We start from the raw sequence: 17256 nt of genomic DNA, 5'->3' as shown, positions 1-17256 counted from the left end.
TGTTTTTCGGCATGATCACGCCCAGCCCAGGTAGGCGCGGTTATGCGCGATCAGCCGATCGGTCAGCTGGTCGGCCAGCTCGTTCTGGCCGACCAGCGGGTGCGCTAGTAGTGCGCGGAAAACACGGTCGCGACTGCCTTCCAGCGCGGCCTGCAATGCGAGCTGCTCGTAGGCGGTGACGTGCGCGACCAAGCCTGCGTAGAGCGGTTCGATCGGGTGCTGCGGCAGTGGGCGCACCCCTGCGGCGTCCACCGCCGCAGGCACCTCGATCACGGCATCGTCGGGCAGGAACGGCAGGATGCCGTCGTTGCGGGTGTTGACCACCTGAATACTGGTGCCGCCACCCGTGCCGAGCAGGGCGGCGAGCAGTTGTACCGCGGCCTCGGAATAGAAAGCGCCGCCGCGCTTTCCGAGTAGTTCGGGCTTGGTGTCGAGGGTGGGGTCGGCATACATGTCCAGCAACTCCCGCTCGATGGCCGCCACCTCGGCGGCCCGGGAACCGGTGGTCGCGGACTCCACGACCACCACGTCGTGCTGATAGAAGTAGCGCAGGTAATACGACGGGACGACGCCGAGCCGCTGGATCAGCGCCAGCGGCAGCCGCACGTCGGCCGCGATGTCCGCGCCGAAGTCGGCGAGCAGCTTGGGCAGCGCCTCGTACCCGGTGCCCGCGCCGGGGTGGTCGAGCACCGTGACGCCACGCACCCAGGTGAGGTGATTGAGGCCGACGTGGTCGAGCTGGATCAGCTCCGCGTCGACACCCAAGTGCGCGGCGAACTTTCGCTGGAACCCGATCGCCACATTGCACAGCCCGACGGCTTTGTGTCCCGCCGTTTGCAGTGCGCGCGTGACGATCCCGACCGGATTGGTGAAGTCGATGATCCAGGCCTCCGGGTTGGCCCGGCGCACCTGCTCGGCGATGTCGAGCACCACCGGAACGGTGCGCAGCGCCTTCGCCAGACCGCCGGCGCCGGTCGTTTCCTGTCCGACGCAACCACATTCGAGGGGCCAGCGCTCGTCCTCGTTGCGGGCGGCCTGCCCGCCGATGCGCAGTTGCAGCAGCACGGCATCGGCGCCGTCGACCCCGTCGGCGACCGAGGTGGCCGTGCTGACCGTGGCCTGGTGCCCCTGTTTGGCGAAGATCCGGCGGGCCAGCCCGGCGATCAACTCGAGCCGGTCAACGGCGGGGTCGATGAGGACGATCTCGCCGATCGGGAGAGTGTCACGGAGACGGGCGAATCCGTCGATCAGCTCCGGCGTGTAGGTGGAACCACCACCGACTATGCAAAGTTTCAGTGCGCGCATCAGCCCTTGACCCCTGTCAGTGTCACGCCTTCGATGAAGGCCTTCTGTGCGAAGAAGAAGAGGAGGATCACCGGCGCCATCACCAGCAGGGTGGCGGCCATGGTGAGGTTCCAGTTGACGTGGTGGGCGCTCTTGAACGACTCCAGGCCGTAGCTCAGCGTCCAGGCGGCCGGGTTCTCGCTGGCGTAGATCTGCGGCCCGAAATAGTCGTTCCAGCAATAGAAGAACTGGAACAGCGCGACCGCGGCGACGGCGGGCTTCGCCATCGGCAACACGATCCGCAGCAGGATGCGTACTTCACCGCAGCCGTCGATGCGGGCCGCTTCCAGATAGTCGTCGGGGATGGTCAGCAGGAACTGCCGCAGCAGGAAGATGGAGAAGGCGTCACCGAAGGCCAGCGGAATGATCAACGGCCACAGCGAGCCGGTGAGGTGAAACTGCTTGGACCAGATCATGTACATCGGGATGACCGTCACCTGCGGCGGCAGCATCATCATCGAGACAACGGCCATCAGCGCGAGGTTGCGACCGCGGAAGCGAAACTTGGCCAGCGCGTAGGCCACCGGGATGCTGGAGAGCAGCGTCAGCGCGGTGCCGACCGCCGCGTACACCAGGGTGTTGCGCCACCAGGTGAGGAATCCGGGTGTCTCCCAAACCTTTACGTAGTTTCCCCAGTGCCACTCGGCGGGCCAGAGGTCGGCGGTGAGCGCCTGCCGGTCCGACATGACCGAGGTGAGCAGAACGAAGGCGAACGGCATCAGGAACAGCAGCGCGGCGGCGATGGCGAGCGAGTGCACGGCGACCCAGTTGAGCGCGTCCTTGCGGCGGGCACCCCTGGCTTCGGCGGTCGGCATGGTGGGCACCGGGCGCGCGGGCGTCATGGTCATCGCTCAGTCCTCCTGCAGGAAGCCGGATTTGCGCCGCAGCAGCAAGGCGGTGAACGCCATCGAGATGGCGAACAGGATCACGGCGACCACGCACGCGGAGCCGATATCGAAACGCTGGAAACCGAGGTTGTAGACCATCTGCGGCAGAGTCCAGGTGGAGCCGTGCGGGTAGCCCGGCACGAAAGGCTCACCGGAATTGCCCGCCTTTCCGCTGGCGACCTTCCCCGCCACGATCGCCTGCGTGTAGTACTGCATCGTCTGGATCACCCCGGTCACCACCGCGAACAGCACGATGGGCGTGATGTTCGGCAGCGTGACGTACCGGAACCGCTGCCACGGACCGGCACCGTCGAGCTCGGCCGCCTCGTACTGCTCCTTGGACACGTCCAGCAGCGCCGCCGTGAAGATGACCATCAGGTCGCCGATGCCCCAGAGCGCGAGCATGGTCAACGCGGGCTTGGACCACTCCGGGTCGGTGAACCACCCCGGCTGCGGCAGACCGACGGTGCCGAGCAGGTGGTTCACCGGGCCGGTCCCCGGGTTCAGCAGGAACGCGAAGGCCATCGTGGCCGCCACCGGCGGCGCGAGGAAGGGCAGATAGAACACCGTGCGGAAGAAGCCGAGCCCGGTCTTGATCTTGGTGACCAACAGTCCGATACCGAGTCCGAAGGCCGCCCGCAGCGTCACCATCACCAACACCAGCCACAGGGTGTTGCCCAGCCCCCGCCAGAAAACCGGGTACTTGTCGAGGACGTAATCCCAGTTCTTCAGGCCGGTGAAGGTCGGCGCGGTGAACCCGTCGTACTTCATGAAGGAGAAGTAGAGGGTGGACAGCAACGGGTAAGCGAAGAAAAAACCGAACCCGATCAGCCACGGCGCGAGAAATGCCAAGGTACGCAGGGTTCTACGGCGGCGCTTGTGCCTCAGTGCCGCCGGAGCGGGCCGTTTCGATGCCGCCGGGGTAGGGTGTTCGAGCGTCGGCTCGAGTGCCACCGGGACGGACGTGCTCGACAGTGCCATCGCTACATCACTTCGCCTGGTCGATCGCCTCGTCGATCTCCTTCGCTGTCGCGGCCAGCCCCGCGGCGAGGTCGACCTTGCCCGCCTCGTACTCGTAGCCGAAGTTGTTCAGCGAAAGCTGGTACGCGCCACCGTTGATGCTGGCCGGCGTGGTCGAGGTGTTGGGGTTCTTCGCGATGTCGATGAAGGTCTTGAAGTTCGGATCGGCCGTCAGCTTCGGCGAATTCAAGGCCTCATTGGTGCTCGGCACGTTGTGGATGGCATTGGCGAAGCTGACCAGGGCATCGGTGTTCGTGGCCAGGTACTTCACCAATTCCCAAGCCGCCGTCTGCTTTTGGCTCGACTTGGCGACGCCGATGATGGTGCCGGTCTGGTAGCCACGGCCGTAGGTCTCGGCCTGGTCGTCGGGCACCGGGAACGGCGCGGTCGCCCACTCGAAGCCGACCGGGAACTCGGCCAGCGACGCGGTGCGCCATTCGCCGTCGAGGGACATGGCCACCTGGCCGGTGTGGAAGGGGTTCTTCGCGCTGAACTCCTCGCCGAAGGTGGTGCGGTAGCGCTCCAGCTTGTCGTACCCGCCGAGCTTGCCGATCAGCTCTTTCTGCCAGGAGAACATCGCGGCGACTTTGGGATCGGTGGCGATGTTCGACTTACCGTTCGCGTCGAAGTATGTCGCGCCGTATTGACCCAGGTAGTGCGTGGGGCTGGTCTCGTAACCGTGGTAGTTCGGCATGAAGCCGAGCTGCTTGTAGCTGTCGCCCTCGGCGATGGTCAGCTTCAGTGCCGCGGCCTCGAACTCGCTGAATGTCTTTGGTGGCGAGGTGATCCCGGCGGCCGCGAAGGCGGTCTTGTTGTAGTACAGGCCGTAGGAGTCGCTGAGCAGCGGCAGCGCGCACTGGTTGCCCTGGAACCGGCTGTACTCGAGCATCGCGCGCGGGAAGGTCGCGGCGGGATCGATACCGGACTTCTTCAGGAAGGGGTCGAGATCGGCCCAGACGTTGGCCGAGCAGAACTTGCCGACCGAGTCGGTGGTGAACGAGGAGACGGCGTCCGGCGCGTCCCGGCCGCCGGCCCGCAGCGCCTGTTCGAGCTTGTCGTCGGCGATGTTGGCGACCGCCTTGACGTGGATGTTGGGGTGCAGTTTCTCGAAGGCGGCGATGTTGTCGTTGATCGCCTTGACCTCGTGGTCCTGACTCCAGCCGTGCCAGAACGTGATGCTGACTTCTTTGCCTTGGTCGGAGCCGTCGTCGCCACCGGTGGAGCTCTGCCCGGTACAGGCGGTGACGAACAGCGCGGCAGACGCGCATGCGGTGAGGGCGGCGAGGATGCGACGTGTCGTTCTGCGCATGTGCGGTTCTCCTGGGTACTGCTCGAGGTGCGGTGGATCAGTGAGTCGAGAACACGGTGTCCCTCGTGGTGGCCAAGGCGCGTTCCAGCGCTCCGTGTAGTACGGGCGACCCGGGAACGGTGCTGGCGCGCACCGCGGGTCGGGCGAAGGTGAGTTCGGTCAGGGCGTCCTCGACCAGCGCGGCCAGCCGCTCACCGCCGGCCCGTGGCACGTCACCGCCCAGGATCAGCAGCTCCGGGTCCACCACCGAGACGATCGAGGCGATCCCGAGGGCCAGCCTGCTGGCGAACTCGACCAGGAACGCGTCGCCGGACCCCGGCGTGTCCAGGGCCTCGGCGACCACCCGCGCGGCCGTCGGCGCGGACAGGCCGTGCTTTTTCGCCAACGCCAACACCGCCGGGGCACCGGCCAATTCCTGGAAGCCGCCGGAATTCTTGCGGCGGACGTCGTGCACGATCGGTGCGCCCGGCAGCGGCATGTAGCCGACTTCGCCTGCGCCGCTGTGAAACCCGCGGTGCAGGCGGCCCGCGATCACGATCGCGGCGCCGACACCGACCCCGGTCCACAGCAGCACGAAGTCCTCGCTGCCCTGCGCCGCGCCGTGCGCCTGCTCGGCGATGGCGGCGAGGTTGACGTCGTTCTCGACCGAGACCGAGCAGCCGATGGCCGCCTCGAGTTCGGCGACCAGTCGCGGGGAATGCCAGCCGGGAAGGTGGGTGGCGTACCGCAATTTGCCGGTTGCCGGGTCGAGCGCGCCGCCGATGCCGATGACCACCTCGCAGCAGACCCCGTCGCCGATCTCGGCAAGGGTGACCGTCTCGGCGACCGCCTCGCCCACCCTGGTGATGGTCTCGGCGGCGGGCCAACCCTTTGTGGCGACCTCGTGTTCGGCGAGCACCCGGCCGGTGATGTCGGCGACGGCGATGCGAATACGGGAGGCGGTCACGTCGAGCCCGGCCACGTAACCCGCCGTCGGATTCACCTGGTACAGCTGGGCATTCGGCCCTGGCCCGCCCGGCATGGTGCCGACCGGGACCACCAGGCCGGCCGCCTCCAGACGGGAAAGCAACTGGGAGGCGGTCGGCTTGGAAAGGCCGGTGAGCGTGCCGATTTGGGTGCGGGACAGCGGGCCGTTGGCGAGCAGTAGTTCCAGCGCGGCGCGGTCGTTGATCGCGCGGAGCAGGCTGGGCGTGCCTGCGAGGGTCTGGCGCGTGGTCACGTGACGCCCCTCCCCTCACCGCGCGGGTGAACTATTAGGAAAGTTTCCAATTACTGTGAGGAGGGACACTATGTCCGGTTCGTCCGGCTGTCAATCGCTGTCCGCGTGGCGGATACCCACACGTCATGTGTCGGACGTCGCCGTTGACCTCAACCATCGTTGAGGATCTAGTGTCGCACCCGAACGTACGACACCGAAGGGACTGCCATGAAAATTCGCGAAGTAGCCATCGACACAACAGATCTCGACGCGGCGGCCGAGTTCTACCGGGACGTGCTACGGCTTCCGGTCGCGGCGGAGCCCGAGCGGGTGACGGTGCAGGTCGGCTTCAGCAAGCTCGCGCTGACCCGCGGCGCGCCGTTCGACGGGGTGCATCATCTGGCGTTCGGGATTTCCCCAGATGATTTCGAACTGGCCCAGAACTGGGTACGCGGGCGGCTGGACACCATCGAGTTCAACGGTTCCGACGTCATCGACGGGCCACCCGGATGGGATTCGCGGTCGGTATATTTCCGTGGCCCCGACGGTATCGTGCTGGAGCTGATCGCCCGGCAGGCCGACGCCGACGCTCCCGCGAGTACCGGGGACGCGCCTCGCCTGCTGTCGATCAGCGAAGTGGGGATCGGCGTGCCCGATGTCGCGCAGGCGGTGCGGGAGCTCGCCGAAACGTATGGACTGCAAGCGTTTACGCCGCGGTTGCCGAGCTTCACCCCGGTGGGCGATCACGACGGGCTGCTGATCCTGGTCGATCCCGAACGTATCTGGTTTCCCACGCAAGCCGACTTCCCGGCCCGCGCCTCGGTCGCGGTGCGCATCGACGCACCCGAGGACGGCGGCAAACTCATGCTCACCGCGGCGGCGCACCTCGAAAGCTGATCAGCGACGGCGGCGCGCGTACACCGCTCGGAGATTCGTGCCGACCTTCTTGGCCGTGGCCTGAGCTTGCTGTCCGCGTTCGGAATCGCGCAGCTGCCGGACGGTCTCGCCGGTGTGCCTGCCCGCATGCTCACCCAGGCGGCGCAGCTGTGTCGCCTGGGTAGACGCGCGCAGCTCGCGGAGCCGTTCGTCCGCGGAAAGGTGTTGTGCGTGTTCCTTCATGGCCTGTGAGACGGCTTGCACCCGCTCGAGCCCGAGCTGCGCGCCTTGGGTGCCGCGCTCGACGATCCCCGCATCCCTGGCGGCCTGCCACGACTTTCGGTACAGGCCGGCGCGCACGACCGTGGTGCCCGCGATGCGGTCGATCACGGTTCGACGGCTCGTGCCCGCCATCGGAGCCGCGTTGAGCACGAGCGCGATGACGGCGAGGTGCCAGAGGACGACCGAAAGTACGAACTCGCCTGCGAGCAACGCGATGCAGGCGGCGGAGTACAGGCCGACATCCACCACGGTGCTCGCCAGCGCCCGACGGGCCGACTGCCACTTTCCGAGCTTGCCCGTCGGATCGGCCGGCGCGTGAACTCGGATGTCCAGCAAGAACTTTCCGAGCGTGCGGCCTTTCCAGAGCAGGCAGGCGAAGTGATAGACGAACACGATCAGCACGAGCGCGAGAAACGCCTCGGTGACCAGAAGGAGGACTTCACCGAAGACATCCCAGCCGAACGCCTGCGCCGCTCCGCCCCAATCTCCGTTGGCGCGGAACAGATTCCAGCCACCCGACTGGGCAAGGCCGGGCCAGCCGGACAGGTAGTCGGTGATCCGGTAGTGCGTCACCGAGCCGAGCAGGACCGCCACCGCTGTGATCACGGCGAAGTCGACCGCCCACGCGACTATTCGCCTGTTCGCCGGCGCCGTTTCGGGTGTGGGGATGGGCTCGGCCATGATGTGCACCTCTTCGCAAGGCCGGCTGGGCGAGTCCGGGAAAACCCGCGCATCGGCGCATTCCGCTTGCGTCTCACAGAGTCCTCGCCACGAGTGAGGTCGCACAATCGGCCGAACAGCCGACAGGACAGCGGCGAACAGATCGGCGCGGACTCGCGTGCTCGTTCGGGCTAGGCGGAGACTCGGGTCGAGGGCACGGGGCGGACATCCACGGCAACCCGGCGGCGCGGGGCGGCACGGCGCTGCGCCAGATGCGCGGCCACCACCATGGCGTGCGCTGCGATCACGACGGCTGACGCAGTACCGATTCCCACCAGCAGCAGAACCACGACAGATACCGATCCTTCCGAAGCACTGTTTCGTCGGCGCGCACTGTGCGTCGCCCGACGGGCTGTATGCCCCGGCTTCAGCAGGCCAAACAGTCTGTGACCCACGACACAGCCGCACGGTGACCGGCTTGCCGCGGCGGTCGTAGCCTGAAGCCATGATCACCTGTGTTGTGGAGTATGTGATCGATCCCGCGAAGATCGAGGCGTTCGAGCGTTTCGGCCGCCGGTGGATGGAGTTGGTCGAGCGACATGGCGGCACGCATCACGGTTACTTCCTGCCCGCGGAGGGGGCCAGTGACAAGGCGATGGCCTTGTTCAGCTTCGCCGGCCTCGGCGCCTACGAGCAGTATCGTGCGCTGTTCGGCGTCGATCCCGACTTCGTCGACGCCGATCGCATCCGTGACGAGAGCGGCTGTGTGCTGCGGTACGAGCGCACCTTCATGCGGCCGATGCTCCCGGACCGCGGTGCCTAGTCGCGATTGACCTGTGGTTCGGTGCCGCCGGGGAACGTCGGACGTTGGCCTGCGAGGTACTCGGCTTGGACCTTGTAGTACCGGGAAGTGGCACCGTAGGCGGTGTAGAACACGAAGCCGCGGGTTTCCGGGTCGGCGAAGGGGGCTCCGTCGACGAAGCGGGCCAGGACCGGGTCGAGGTGGGTCGGGAAGGTCGAGGCCGTGCAGCGCAGCGGGAAGCAAATGCGTTGCATGCGTGGCGAAGTCCAGGAGAACGTGCGATACAGGTTGAAGGTACGGCCGAGCAGCGCCAGCTCCTCGTCGGTGGCGGCCACGAAGTCCAGCTCGGCCAGCACGGTGGTGATGTCGGCGGCGGTGAGTTGTCCCGCTTCGAAGACCTGCGAGTAGAGATTCACCGTGCGCGCCACGAAATCGACTGCGAGGATGCCGATTCGGCCGCCGTAGCGGAGCAGGTGCGCGGCGTGCGCGCGGGCCGACTCGGGCATGCCGGGGAAGGCCAGTATTCGCTCCACGTCGGCGAGTTCAGGGAAGATCAACCAGATCTTCTCCACGCCGCCGTCGAGCGCGACATCGACGCCCGCGCGCGCGGGCATGGCCGCACAGATCTCGGCCAGCAACTGTTCCATCGGATGGCCGGTGTAGGTGAGCAGGCCTGCGTCACGCAGGGTCTGGATCAGCTCGGTCGGTTCGCCGGGGTGTATCACCCGCGTGTTGACCTTGCGCTCGGGCACCGGGTGCGTGGTGGTGCGCACGCCGACGACGGAGCCGGTCCACAGGTCGGACAACGTGTCCAGCACCGGATCCACCACGGACGGGTCATAGCGGGCCTCGGCCAGGCGCGCGTATTCCCGCAGGTCCTGCCGGAAGCGATCGAGAGTTGGAACGGCGGATGTGCGCATGAGTCACCTCGAATATCCACGCCGCCATCGGCGGTCCGCAACCGCCGATGGCTCAGGAACAAGAATGTCGAACGCAATGCCTTGGCATGAGGGTAGTCGGGCGGCTACGCGGTGGTGCGCATTTCCTGCGTTATTGCCGGACGGTCGGTCGAGGTGCCGCGGTCAGGCAGGTTCGCCGCGGTGGACGTGGACGGGCACGTCGTCGGCCCACGGCTGGCGGGTCACCATGTCCGCGACGTAGACGACCCCGCGCTCGAACTCTCCGGTGGCGGCGTCCACGAGCCGATACTCCTGTGTCCCTTTATGAATCGGCTGCGCGTCGAGCAATACGACACGCACTTCGCCGGGTTCGAACCGGCATCGCTGCTGCATGGCGGCGATGAGTTGCTCGTTGTGCAGGTGGCCGTCGCCGAAGTTCCAACCGAGCGCGGTGCTGCAGATGCGCTCGCCGTCGGTGATGGTGTACTCGTCCTCGCGCCCGGGCGGTATGGCTCGATGCACCAGGGTGAACAGCGCCCGGCCGTGGGTGTTCATGGCGCGGAAGGCATATCCCATGAACATCGGGATCTGCGCCCGGTCCTTGCCGTAGAACCGCTCCAGCTGCGCCTGCGGCATGGCTGCGATCGCGACGATGCCGCGGCTGATCTTCGCTGCGGCCGACGGTTTGATGCACCACAGCGTGGTGTCCCAGTTGCCCGCGTAGTAGCGCATGCCGGGCAGGAACGAGATTTTGCGCGGGAACAGGTTTCCGGCGATGACGATGCCTGCGATCACGACGAACAGCACCGCCACCGGAAGCGGATTGTGCAGATCGGCTAGACCGAGGTCGGCGTGCGCGACGAACAGCACCAGCACACCGAAGATCATGAAGACGTTCCACTCCAGCGGCACGCCCATGGGGATGGCGGTCAGGATCGTCAGGTGGAAGCCGATCAGCACGATCGCGGCGATCGTGGTCGGCAGACCACCGTGGGAGAAGAACAGCACCGGCGGGACGCACATCTCGACGGCGGTGCCACCGTGGGCGAAGATCCGGGACAACCGCCCAGGCCGCAGATCGTCGGGGAAGTTCTCGAAGAACTTGCGCTTCAGCGACTTTCGCCGGAAGACCGGGCTGTTGGACATCATGGTGGACACCACGAACGGGAAGTGTTTGTTCAGCTTCGAGGTCGCCGCGCCCATCCAGATCACCACGAACACCACCTTCGCGGCGACGATCATGTCGGCACCGGCGAATAGGAAGGTGACCGCCAGCGTGGCATACACCTCCCCGCGCGCGGCCAGGAAGATCACCTTGTCGCGCAACCCGATGACCGCGAGCAGCCCGAGCACGGCCGCGATCTGCCAGAGCGGAAGCAGCCCCACCGTCGTCCCCAACTCCGGTACCGGACCGGTCCCATCGGCCAGCAACGCGATCGACGTCAGCACCAGAAACGCCGCGTACAACGCGACATCCACCGGCGTGCGGGTGGTGCCCCTGGTCAACGGCACCCGATCGGGCCATGGCGGCAATCGAATCGTCTTGGGCCGCAACCAATACAGGATCGAACCGAGCGGCGGAAAGAACCTGTTGTTCAACGGACCGAACCCGCACCCGAGCCCGACCACCTCGAACAGCAACGTGTACAGCACGACCTTCTGGAAGACGATCGGCTCCGACCACCAGTCCCCCACGTCGGTGAACCCATCGATGCCCTTGGTGGACAACACGATCAGCCAGCCACCGAGGACGTAGAGACACACCTTGCCCGCATAGAACAGATGCAGCGCCACCGGCGTCCCGAACCCCACCTCGGCCCAGTGCCGGGCCATCGGCCGAATCCGTTCGCTGCGAGTGCCTTTGCTCCACTCCGCCATATCGACCACCGGCAGGTCGGGTTTCAGAAACCCCATCGAGCACTCTCCGATTCGACGACACCGAGGCACCCACCCGAATCGGGGACCTCGCGGTCCTTGGATACGTTGACAGGTCAGCAATGCCGTGTCAACGCCCCGTCCCAAGATCAGCCCGCCCCATCGGACAGGTGATCTCGGGGAATTGAGGCCGTCGTCCACTCGACCGAGCCCGGCACCATTTCCCCATGATCGGTCGACCAGCTAGCGGCGGTGGCTGCCGAGCGGGAGGTCCAGTTCGGCGGCTTTGACGAGGCTGTGGTCCGCGCGGGCGGATTCCAGGGTGAATCTGGCGGAGCGGCCGGTGATGTCGAGGGAGGCGATGGAGTTGCCGAAGTGGGGGCCGCTGACCTTTTGCCAGTGCACCGGGTCAGGTGAGATGCCGCGGCGGGCGGCGTGGCGGCGCAGGGCGGCGGCGATGGCGGTGGCCCAGGAGAGGGCGAAGACGGGGCGGAAGATCTTGGGTGGGTCGTTGTGGACGGGCGAGCACACCAGTTGCAGCACTTCGGATTTCGTCGGCTGCGCGTAGGTGGCGCGGGCGGCGTAGCTGTGGTGGACGTCGCCGGACAGCACGCAGATGGTGCTCGGTGCGTCCGGTGCGGTGCCGAGCCGGTGGATCAGCCGCGCCAACCGTTCGAAGGAGGCGCGGAAGGCGGGCCAGTGCTCCAGATCGGCTGCCTGCCTGACCTGCTCACCGAGTCGGCCACGCCAGCCCGGCTGGCTCGCCGCACGCTCGTTGAGCGATTGCAGGTAGCTCAGCGCGTGCGGCATCAGCCAGGGCAGCGACGAGCCGATGAGCAGGTGGTCGTAGTCGCCTGCGGCGTTCTCCTCGATCCAATCGAACTCGTCGGAGCCGACCATGAGCCGCTGACCGTCGAGGATGCGGCCGCTGCGGGTGTCGATCACGAGCAGCCGGATCCGGCCGAAGTCGCGACGGTAGCTCCAGCGGGTCGGTTTGCGGCCGTCGACCTCCTTGTCGGCCTCCTCGGCGAAGTCCTCCAGTAGATCCTGCACGTCGACGCCCGCCTCGGACACCTTGCGGTACAGCAGGTTTCGCGCGAGCTCGTCCGGGCCGAGGTTGCCGATGTGCTGATACACCCAGTACGACGCGAGCCCGGCGCGAATGCGCTTGCGCCACCACGGCTGCTCCGCCATCCGCTCCCGCCACGTCCGCGAGGTGTTCCAGTCGTCGCGCACGTCGTGGTCGTCGAAGATCATCGAGGTCGGCACGTTCGACATCAGCCAGCGAATCTCCGGGTCCGACCACGATTCGTGGTACAGCTCGGCGTACTCACGAAACGACACCACCTCGCCCTCGGGCTCCTGCCCGCCGCGCCGCTGCGCCAGCCACTGCTTCATCCGTGGTGTCGGCTCGTCGGCGTACACCTGATCGCCGAGCAGCAGCATCGCGTCCGGCCATTCCCGTTCGGGCAGGCTCTGCATCCGCATCGCGTACGCGTCCAAGGCGTCGGGTCCGAGCTTGTCCGGTGTCAGCTCCTCCGGCGTCGCCTTGGCCGCGCGGCACGAACCGAAAATGATCTTCTCGACCACCTGCGTGCGAATCCGGCACGGCGGCAACGTGGACTCCGGCTCCGGCCAGGCGACCACACCGTCCAGCGCCACCGTGTAGGGAATGGACGAATCAGGTTCCAGCCCATCGACGACGATCAGCGCGAAATGCTGCTCCCCCACCTGAAACGTCCGCGACCGCCGACCGAGCACGTCGACCGTACAGGCGCCGTCCGTCTCTACCCAGACCGTCGCCGAAGTCGAATCCACATGCCGCAAAACCGGGCCCAAAACCAACTCAGCCATACCAGTCGAGGTTACTTCGTTCAGCGCCGCTGAGGTTGGCAAGTGAGTTCAGCGGATACCCGTCTGCGACAGCGTCCTATGATCGCCACGCCCACTTATGTTGGCGGCGCGACACCGACCGGCTCGGTCGGTAATGATGTTGTCTCATGGTGGATTACGCGACGATTTTCGACCGGGTTCGAGGATCTCTGCTGGGTGGGGCGGTCGGGGACGCCGTGGGGTGGCCCATCGAATTCCAGAACCTGAGCCAAATTCGCGACCGGTACGGCGCGGACGGGGTAACGGGATTTGTGCCGCAGCACGATGACGGTGCGCCGCAGCAGATTACCGACGACACGCAAATGACCCTGTTCACGGCGGAGGGTTTGTTGCGGTCGGTGCCGGGCGCCGACCCCGTGCCTGCGTTGCGTCGGGCATATCTGCGCTGGTTACAGACTCAGCAGGGTGAGGGCCCGGCAGTAGACAGTGATGGCTGGCTGGTGAGCTTGCCGTTTCTGCACGCGGTACGGGCGCCGGGGAACGCGTGCATGTCCGGGCTGCGCAGGCAGGCGCTGAGTTACGTCGCGCCGGAGCCGTTCGGCGCGAACGGGCCGGTGAACTCGCACTCGAAAGGCTGCGGCACCGTCATGCGGTCCGCGCCGTTCGGGCTGGCCGGAATGGGGCCTGAGCACGCGTTCACTACCGCCGCGCGGGCAGCGCAGCTGACCCACGGACACCCAACGGGTTACCTCGCCGCAGGAGCGTTCGCGGCCCTGGTCGATCGAGTGGTGCGCGGCAGCGAGTTGCCGGACGCGGTGCGCGAGACCATTGCTCAACTCACCGACATCCCGGGGAGCGCGGAGACCATCGACGCGTTGACGCGAGCGATCACGGTGGCCGAGGACGCGCCTGCCGCCGAACAGGTCGAGCAGGTCGGTGCCGGATGGATCGCCGAAGAGTGCCTGGCCGTCGCCGTGTACAGCGCCATGCACGCGGCGCGGACCGGCGACGTGCGCGCGGCACTCCTGCTGTCGGTGAACCACTCCGGTGACTCCGACTCCACCGGCGCGGTGGCCGGGAATCTGATCGGCGCCATGCACGGTGTCTCCGCGCTGCCGATGGATTGGGTGTCCGTGGTGGAGGGACGCGACGTGCTGATTCAGGTGGCCGATGACCTGGTCATGAACTTCGGTGTCGGTGATCGGTCCGCGCTGGCCGCGCGATACCCGGTCGATGAGGGTTTGTAAGGCGCGGCAGCGACACGCACCGGGAACATCAGCAGTAAGCGCAACGTTGGTCGAGCAGTCGAGCGATGATCCAGACGACTTACCAGTCGACGACACCGAGCTCGTGCAGCCTGCGGAACACCAGCATCGACCCCGGCGCCACATGATCCATCGCCGCGTACTCGCGCACAGTGAAGTACCGCAGCTCCGCGATCTCACTGGTCGGCCGCGGGTCACCGTCGAGTTCCGCGGTGAAGCAGGTCATGTGCAGCCGGGTGCCGGACGCGTGCCCGTACGCCTCGGCCAGGAACACACCGAGCTCGTCGCAGGACACGATACCGACGCCGAGCTCCTCCCTGACCTCGCGATGCAGTGCCAGTTCGGGCGTCTCGCCGGGATCGATCTTCCCGCCCGCCATGTAGAAGACTTCTTTGCCGATCGATCGCGCCTGCAGCAGACGACGATCCCTGACGTGGGCCAACGCGGCTGTGCGAATCACCGGCCCCACCCTACTTTTCCGGCTCGGGAGCGGGTCGACCGGTCGGCGCCCCAAACCCGGTCGGCAACCATTAGGGTGGCGGAGCGAAACTGTTCGAGCGGCGAGAAGCACGGGGGCACATAGGTGAACACCAACCAGGGCGACTGGTCGAGTCTTCCGTCGGAGTCGCAGCGCGCCGCGCACAATCGCAAGGTTCTCGTCGGATTGGTGACCGGCGGTGTGCTTTTCACCCTCGTCTCGGCGCTGTGCGTGGGGATCGTGGCGCAGGATCTGACCAAGGATGTCGTCGGTACCCCGAAGCCGGTGCAGAACTCCGCGCAACTCCCCGGCGCCCCCGCGGGCGTCACCGACACCGGCGCGGTCCGGATCGGTGACCCCGGCGCGAAGGTCGTCGTCCGCGTCGTCGCCGACTTGCAGTGTCCCGCATGCCAAATGTTCGACCGGGCCAACGCCAGAGTGCTCCAGGAGGCGGCGGCCAGCGGTTCGGCCATCGTCGAGTACAACGTGATCTCGTTCCTGGACCGGGCCTCGACCAATCAGTACTCGTCCCGCGCGGGCAACGCGTCGTTCTGTGTCGCCGAGGCGGATCCGGCGAAGTACCAGGGCTGGCTGGTCGCGATGTTCGACAACCAGCCCGCCGAAGGCGGCGACGGCCTCGCCGACGACCGGCTGGTCGAGATAGCCAGGGAGTCCGGGTACGCCGATGCCGCAGTGGCCCAATGCATTACCGAGCGCAAGTACGACTCGTACCTGCGGGTGAAGACCAAAGAGGTGCTCGCGGGCGGGGTCAACTCCACGCCGTCGGTGTTCGTCAACGGTCAGCAGGTCGCCGACGCGGAGCAGTTGTTCGCTCCCGACGGTCTCGGCCCGCTGATCGCCGCCACGCGGTAGTAGCCGATCGAACAAGAACGTGCCCGAATTGCGGCTTTGCCGAACTTGTTTCGGTGCGATCCGCTAGCTTGCTCGCTATGAACTCACGCTGGGGCGCCGCGCTCGCCATCTCCGTCCTATCGTTGTCCGGCCTCATCGCCGGCACTGCCCCGGCCTCGGCAGGCCCGCCCGTGGTGACGTGCGCCTTCACGCCGACCCCGGAGAACCCGGCGGCGCGCCCGGTGCTGCCACCGCCGCCCGTCGCGCCTGCCATCGGCACCATGGACGTGACGTTCCAGTTCAACTACGGCCCGGTGACCGTGCGACTCGACCGCGCGGGCGCCGCCCCGTGTGGTGTGCAGAACATGGCGAGCCTGGTGCTGCAGCGCTTCTACGATCAGAGCCAATGCTGGCGGCTGACCGACAGCGCCCGCCTCGGCGTCCTGCAATGCGGCGACATCTACGAGGTGGAGAAAGGCGGGCCCGGTTACCGATTCCCCGACGAGGTCGACGGCACCGAGACCTACCCGCGCGGCACCGTGGCGATGGGTAACCAGGGGCCGGGCACCAACGGCAGCGAATTCTTCATCGTGCACTCCTTCGCCAACATTCCGGCGAACTACTCGGTGCTCGGACAGGTCGTGCGCGGTATGGACGTGCTGGACCGGATGGTCGCCGCGGGCATCACGCCCACCGAGCGTGGTCCGCGCGACGGGCTGCCTGCCGAACCGGTGGTCATCACCAGCGCGCACCTCGGCTAGCCGGTTCGCGTAGCCCCACTGCCGAACCGATCGGGTTGGTACCCGCACGCCGGGTGAGCCAGACTGATCGGCTGGCAGACGCGAGATGGGCAGGGGGAAGGATGCCGGATATTCCGGAGTGGTCGAAGCAGCTTTCCTGGGGAGTGCGGACCGAATGGGGTTTGGCGGGCGCGCGGGCGCTCGGGCCCGAGAGTGCGGCGCTCGTCGTGGTCGATGTGCTGTCGTTCACGACGTCGGTGTCGGTTGCGGTCGAGGCCGGTACGCGGGTGTTTCCGTATCCGTGGCGCGACGAGACAGCCGCGGCGTTCGCGGCGAGCCGGGACGCGCGGCTGGCGGTCGGGCGTACGGCCGTGTCCGCTCAGCAGCCGTGGTCGCTGTCCCCTGCGGCGTTGCGGCGGGCACCCGCCCCGGCACGGCTGGTGTTGCCGTCGCCGAACGGGTCGGCCATTTCGGCGTCCGTCGGTGGCGTGCCGGTGATCGCGGCCTGCCTGCGGAACGCGTCCTCGGTCGCGCGGTGGATGGTCGAGCAAGGGTGGGGAACCACGGAGCGGCCGATCGCGGTGATCGCCGCGGGCGAGCACTGGCCGGGACAGGACGTGCTGCGGCCTGCGATCGAGGACTGGTTCGGCGCCGCGGCGGTCATCTCGGCCCTCGCCGCGCGTGGCGCCGGGCCATTATCGCCGGAGGCCGCAGCGGCCAAGTCCTGCTTCGACGCCACTGGTGACGTGCCGCAGCTGGTCGCCGAGTGCGCCTCCGGCCGTGAGTTGGCGGCGATCGGGTTCGCCGACGATGTCGCCGTCGCCACCGAAATCGACGTGAGCACGACGGTTCCGGTGCTGGTCGACGGCTCATTCGTCGACGCGTCGGCCGTCGAGGCGGCACACTGGTGACGCGAGTGTGACGTCCCGCAGGGCG

At 67.1% G+C, this 17256-nt stretch carries 17 protein-coding genes; 6 read left to right on the top strand and 11 right to left on the bottom strand.

Going from position 1 to position 17256, the window contains the following annotated elements; translation table 11 throughout:
• Nucleotides 1-15: 15 nt before the first annotated feature.
• The 5 genes from ACIHA7_RS36735 to ACIHA7_RS36715 form a co-directional block, all read right to left on the bottom strand.
• A complete protein-coding gene (locus ACIHA7_RS36735; RefSeq protein ID WP_397296196.1) occupies nt 16-1305 on the bottom strand; it encodes a 6-phospho-beta-glucosidase in 1290 nt (429 codons plus the stop codon).
• Entirely contained in the window at nt 1305-2192 is an 888-nt protein-coding gene (locus ACIHA7_RS36730) for a carbohydrate ABC transporter permease (protein ID WP_397296194.1), read from the bottom strand. Before ACIHA7_RS36730 ends, ACIHA7_RS36735 begins: the two co-directional genes overlap by 1 nt.
• Nucleotides 2193-2195: 3 nt before the next feature.
• Complete coding sequence (locus ACIHA7_RS36725; RefSeq protein ID WP_397296192.1) at nt 2196-3083, bottom strand: carbohydrate ABC transporter permease; 888 nt, start codon at nt 3081-3083, stop codon at nt 2196-2198.
• 136 nt (nt 3084-3219) lie between these two features.
• Nucleotides 3220-4560 (bottom strand): ABC transporter substrate-binding protein, encoded by a 1341-nt coding sequence (locus tag ACIHA7_RS36720; protein WP_397296190.1) that lies wholly within the window; start codon nt 4558-4560, stop codon nt 3220-3222.
• A gap of 37 nt (nt 4561-4597) precedes the next feature.
• Entirely contained in the window at nt 4598-5779 is a 1182-nt protein-coding gene (locus tag ACIHA7_RS36715; RefSeq protein WP_397296188.1) for an ROK family transcriptional regulator, read from the bottom strand.
• A gap of 207 nt (nt 5780-5986) precedes the next feature.
• Between ACIHA7_RS36715 and ACIHA7_RS36710 the strand changes: the two genes are divergently transcribed.
• Nucleotides 5987-6655, top strand: a complete 669-nt coding sequence (locus ACIHA7_RS36710; RefSeq protein WP_397296186.1) for a VOC family protein — start codon at nt 5987-5989, stop codon at nt 6653-6655.
• Here the strand turns inward: ACIHA7_RS36710 and ACIHA7_RS36705 are convergent, their stop codons facing one another.
• Both ACIHA7_RS36705 and ACIHA7_RS36700 read right to left on the bottom strand, forming a co-directional pair.
• The gene (locus ACIHA7_RS36705; RefSeq protein WP_397296184.1) at nt 6656-7597 is read right to left on the bottom strand and encodes an RDD family protein; all 942 of its coding nucleotides are present in this window, start codon (nt 7595-7597) and stop codon (nt 6656-6658) included.
• A 170-nt stretch (nt 7598-7767) separates the two neighbouring features.
• A complete protein-coding gene (locus ACIHA7_RS36700; protein ID WP_397296182.1) occupies nt 7768-7911 on the bottom strand; it encodes a hypothetical protein in 144 nt (47 codons plus the stop codon).
• A 170-nt stretch (nt 7912-8081) separates the two neighbouring features.
• Here ACIHA7_RS36700 and ACIHA7_RS36695 point away from each other — a divergent pair, with 170 nt between their 5' ends.
• Entirely contained in the window at nt 8082-8399 is a 318-nt protein-coding gene (locus tag ACIHA7_RS36695; protein ID WP_397296180.1) for an NIPSNAP family protein, read from the top strand.
• On the opposite strand, the gene ACIHA7_RS36690 is transcribed toward ACIHA7_RS36695, so the two are convergent.
• The 3 genes from ACIHA7_RS36690 to ACIHA7_RS36680 all read right to left on the bottom strand — a co-directional run bounded on the left by ACIHA7_RS36690 (nt 8396) and on the right by ACIHA7_RS36680 (nt 13006).
• Nucleotides 8396-9298 (bottom strand): aromatic prenyltransferase, encoded by a 903-nt coding sequence (locus tag ACIHA7_RS36690; RefSeq protein WP_397296178.1) that lies wholly within the window; start codon nt 9296-9298, stop codon nt 8396-8398. The genes ACIHA7_RS36695 and ACIHA7_RS36690 overlap by 4 nt on opposite strands.
• A gap of 162 nt (nt 9299-9460) precedes the next feature.
• Nucleotides 9461-11191 carry a DUF3556 domain-containing protein gene (locus tag ACIHA7_RS36685; protein ID WP_397296176.1) on the bottom strand — a complete coding sequence of 577 codons (1731 nt, stop codon included), beginning with the start codon at nt 11189-11191 and terminating at the stop codon, nt 9461-9463.
• Between the two features lie 204 nt (nt 11192-11395).
• Entirely contained in the window at nt 11396-13006 is a 1611-nt protein-coding gene (locus ACIHA7_RS36680; RefSeq protein WP_397296174.1) for an alkaline phosphatase D family protein, read from the bottom strand.
• Nucleotides 13007-13152: 146 nt separating this feature from the next.
• On the opposite strand from ACIHA7_RS36680, the gene ACIHA7_RS36675 reads away from it, so the two are divergent.
• Complete coding sequence (locus ACIHA7_RS36675) at nt 13153-14232, top strand: ADP-ribosylglycohydrolase family protein (RefSeq protein ID WP_397296172.1); 1080 nt, start codon at nt 13153-13155, stop codon at nt 14230-14232.
• A gap of 79 nt (nt 14233-14311) precedes the next feature.
• On the opposite strand, the gene ACIHA7_RS36670 is transcribed toward ACIHA7_RS36675, so the two are convergent.
• Nucleotides 14312-14710 carry an NUDIX domain-containing protein gene (locus ACIHA7_RS36670; RefSeq protein ID WP_397296170.1) on the bottom strand — a complete coding sequence of 133 codons (399 nt, stop codon included), beginning with the start codon at nt 14708-14710 and terminating at the stop codon, nt 14312-14314.
• A 123-nt stretch (nt 14711-14833) separates the two neighbouring features.
• Here ACIHA7_RS36670 and ACIHA7_RS36665 point away from each other — a divergent pair, with 123 nt between their 5' ends.
• From ACIHA7_RS36665 to ACIHA7_RS36655, 3 genes are all read left to right on the top strand, one after another.
• Nucleotides 14834-15601, top strand: a complete 768-nt coding sequence (locus ACIHA7_RS36665; RefSeq protein ID WP_397296168.1) for a DsbA family protein — start codon at nt 14834-14836, stop codon at nt 15599-15601.
• Nucleotides 15602-15678: 77 nt separating this feature from the next.
• A complete protein-coding gene (locus ACIHA7_RS36660; RefSeq protein ID WP_397296166.1) occupies nt 15679-16341 on the top strand; it encodes a peptidylprolyl isomerase in 663 nt (220 codons plus the stop codon).
• Between the two features lie 101 nt (nt 16342-16442).
• Nucleotides 16443-17231, top strand: coding sequence for a 2-phosphosulfolactate phosphatase (locus ACIHA7_RS36655; protein WP_397296164.1), 789 nt, complete (start codon nt 16443-16445; stop codon nt 17229-17231).
• Nucleotides 17232-17256 lie beyond the last annotated feature (25 nt).

Origin of the sequence: Nocardia sp. NPDC052316 (assembly GCF_044547795.1) — a bacterium.
Taxonomy (GTDB): Bacteria; Actinomycetota; Actinomycetes; order Mycobacteriales; family Mycobacteriaceae; genus Nocardia.
This window is presented reverse-complemented; position numbering and strand designations above follow the sequence as displayed.

Bases quoted from the DNA above. Each gene is read 5' to 3' on its own strand.
- ACIHA7_RS36675 (WP_397296172.1), top strand. From the start codon at position 13,153: ATGGTGGATTACGCGACGATTTTCGACCGGGTTCGAGGATCTCTGCTG.
- ACIHA7_RS36690 (WP_397296178.1), bottom strand. From the start codon at position 9,298: ATGCGCACATCCGCCGTTCCAACTCTCGATCGCTTCCGGCAGGACCTG.
- ACIHA7_RS36695 (WP_397296180.1), top strand. From the start codon at position 8,082: ATGATCACCTGTGTTGTGGAGTATGTGATCGATCCCGCGAAGATCGAG.
- ACIHA7_RS36655 (WP_397296164.1), top strand. From the start codon at position 16,443: ATGCCGGATATTCCGGAGTGGTCGAAGCAGCTTTCCTGGGGAGTGCGG.
- ACIHA7_RS36720 (WP_397296190.1), bottom strand. From the start codon at position 4,560: ATGCGCAGAACGACACGTCGCATCCTCGCCGCCCTCACCGCATGCGCG.
- ACIHA7_RS36685 (WP_397296176.1), bottom strand. From the start codon at position 11,191: ATGGGGTTTCTGAAACCCGACCTGCCGGTGGTCGATATGGCGGAGTGG.
- ACIHA7_RS36660 (WP_397296166.1), top strand. From the start codon at position 15,679: ATGAACTCACGCTGGGGCGCCGCGCTCGCCATCTCCGTCCTATCGTTG.
- ACIHA7_RS36710 (WP_397296186.1), top strand. From the start codon at position 5,987: ATGAAAATTCGCGAAGTAGCCATCGACACAACAGATCTCGACGCGGCG.
- ACIHA7_RS36680 (WP_397296174.1), bottom strand. From the start codon at position 13,006: ATGGCTGAGTTGGTTTTGGGCCCGGTTTTGCGGCATGTGGATTCGACT.
- ACIHA7_RS36735 (WP_397296196.1), bottom strand. From the start codon at position 1,305: ATGCGCGCACTGAAACTTTGCATAGTCGGTGGTGGTTCCACCTACACG.
- ACIHA7_RS36730 (WP_397296194.1), bottom strand. From the start codon at position 2,192: ATGACCATGACGCCCGCGCGCCCGGTGCCCACCATGCCGACCGCCGAA.
- ACIHA7_RS36705 (WP_397296184.1), bottom strand. From the start codon at position 7,597: ATGGCCGAGCCCATCCCCACACCCGAAACGGCGCCGGCGAACAGGCGA.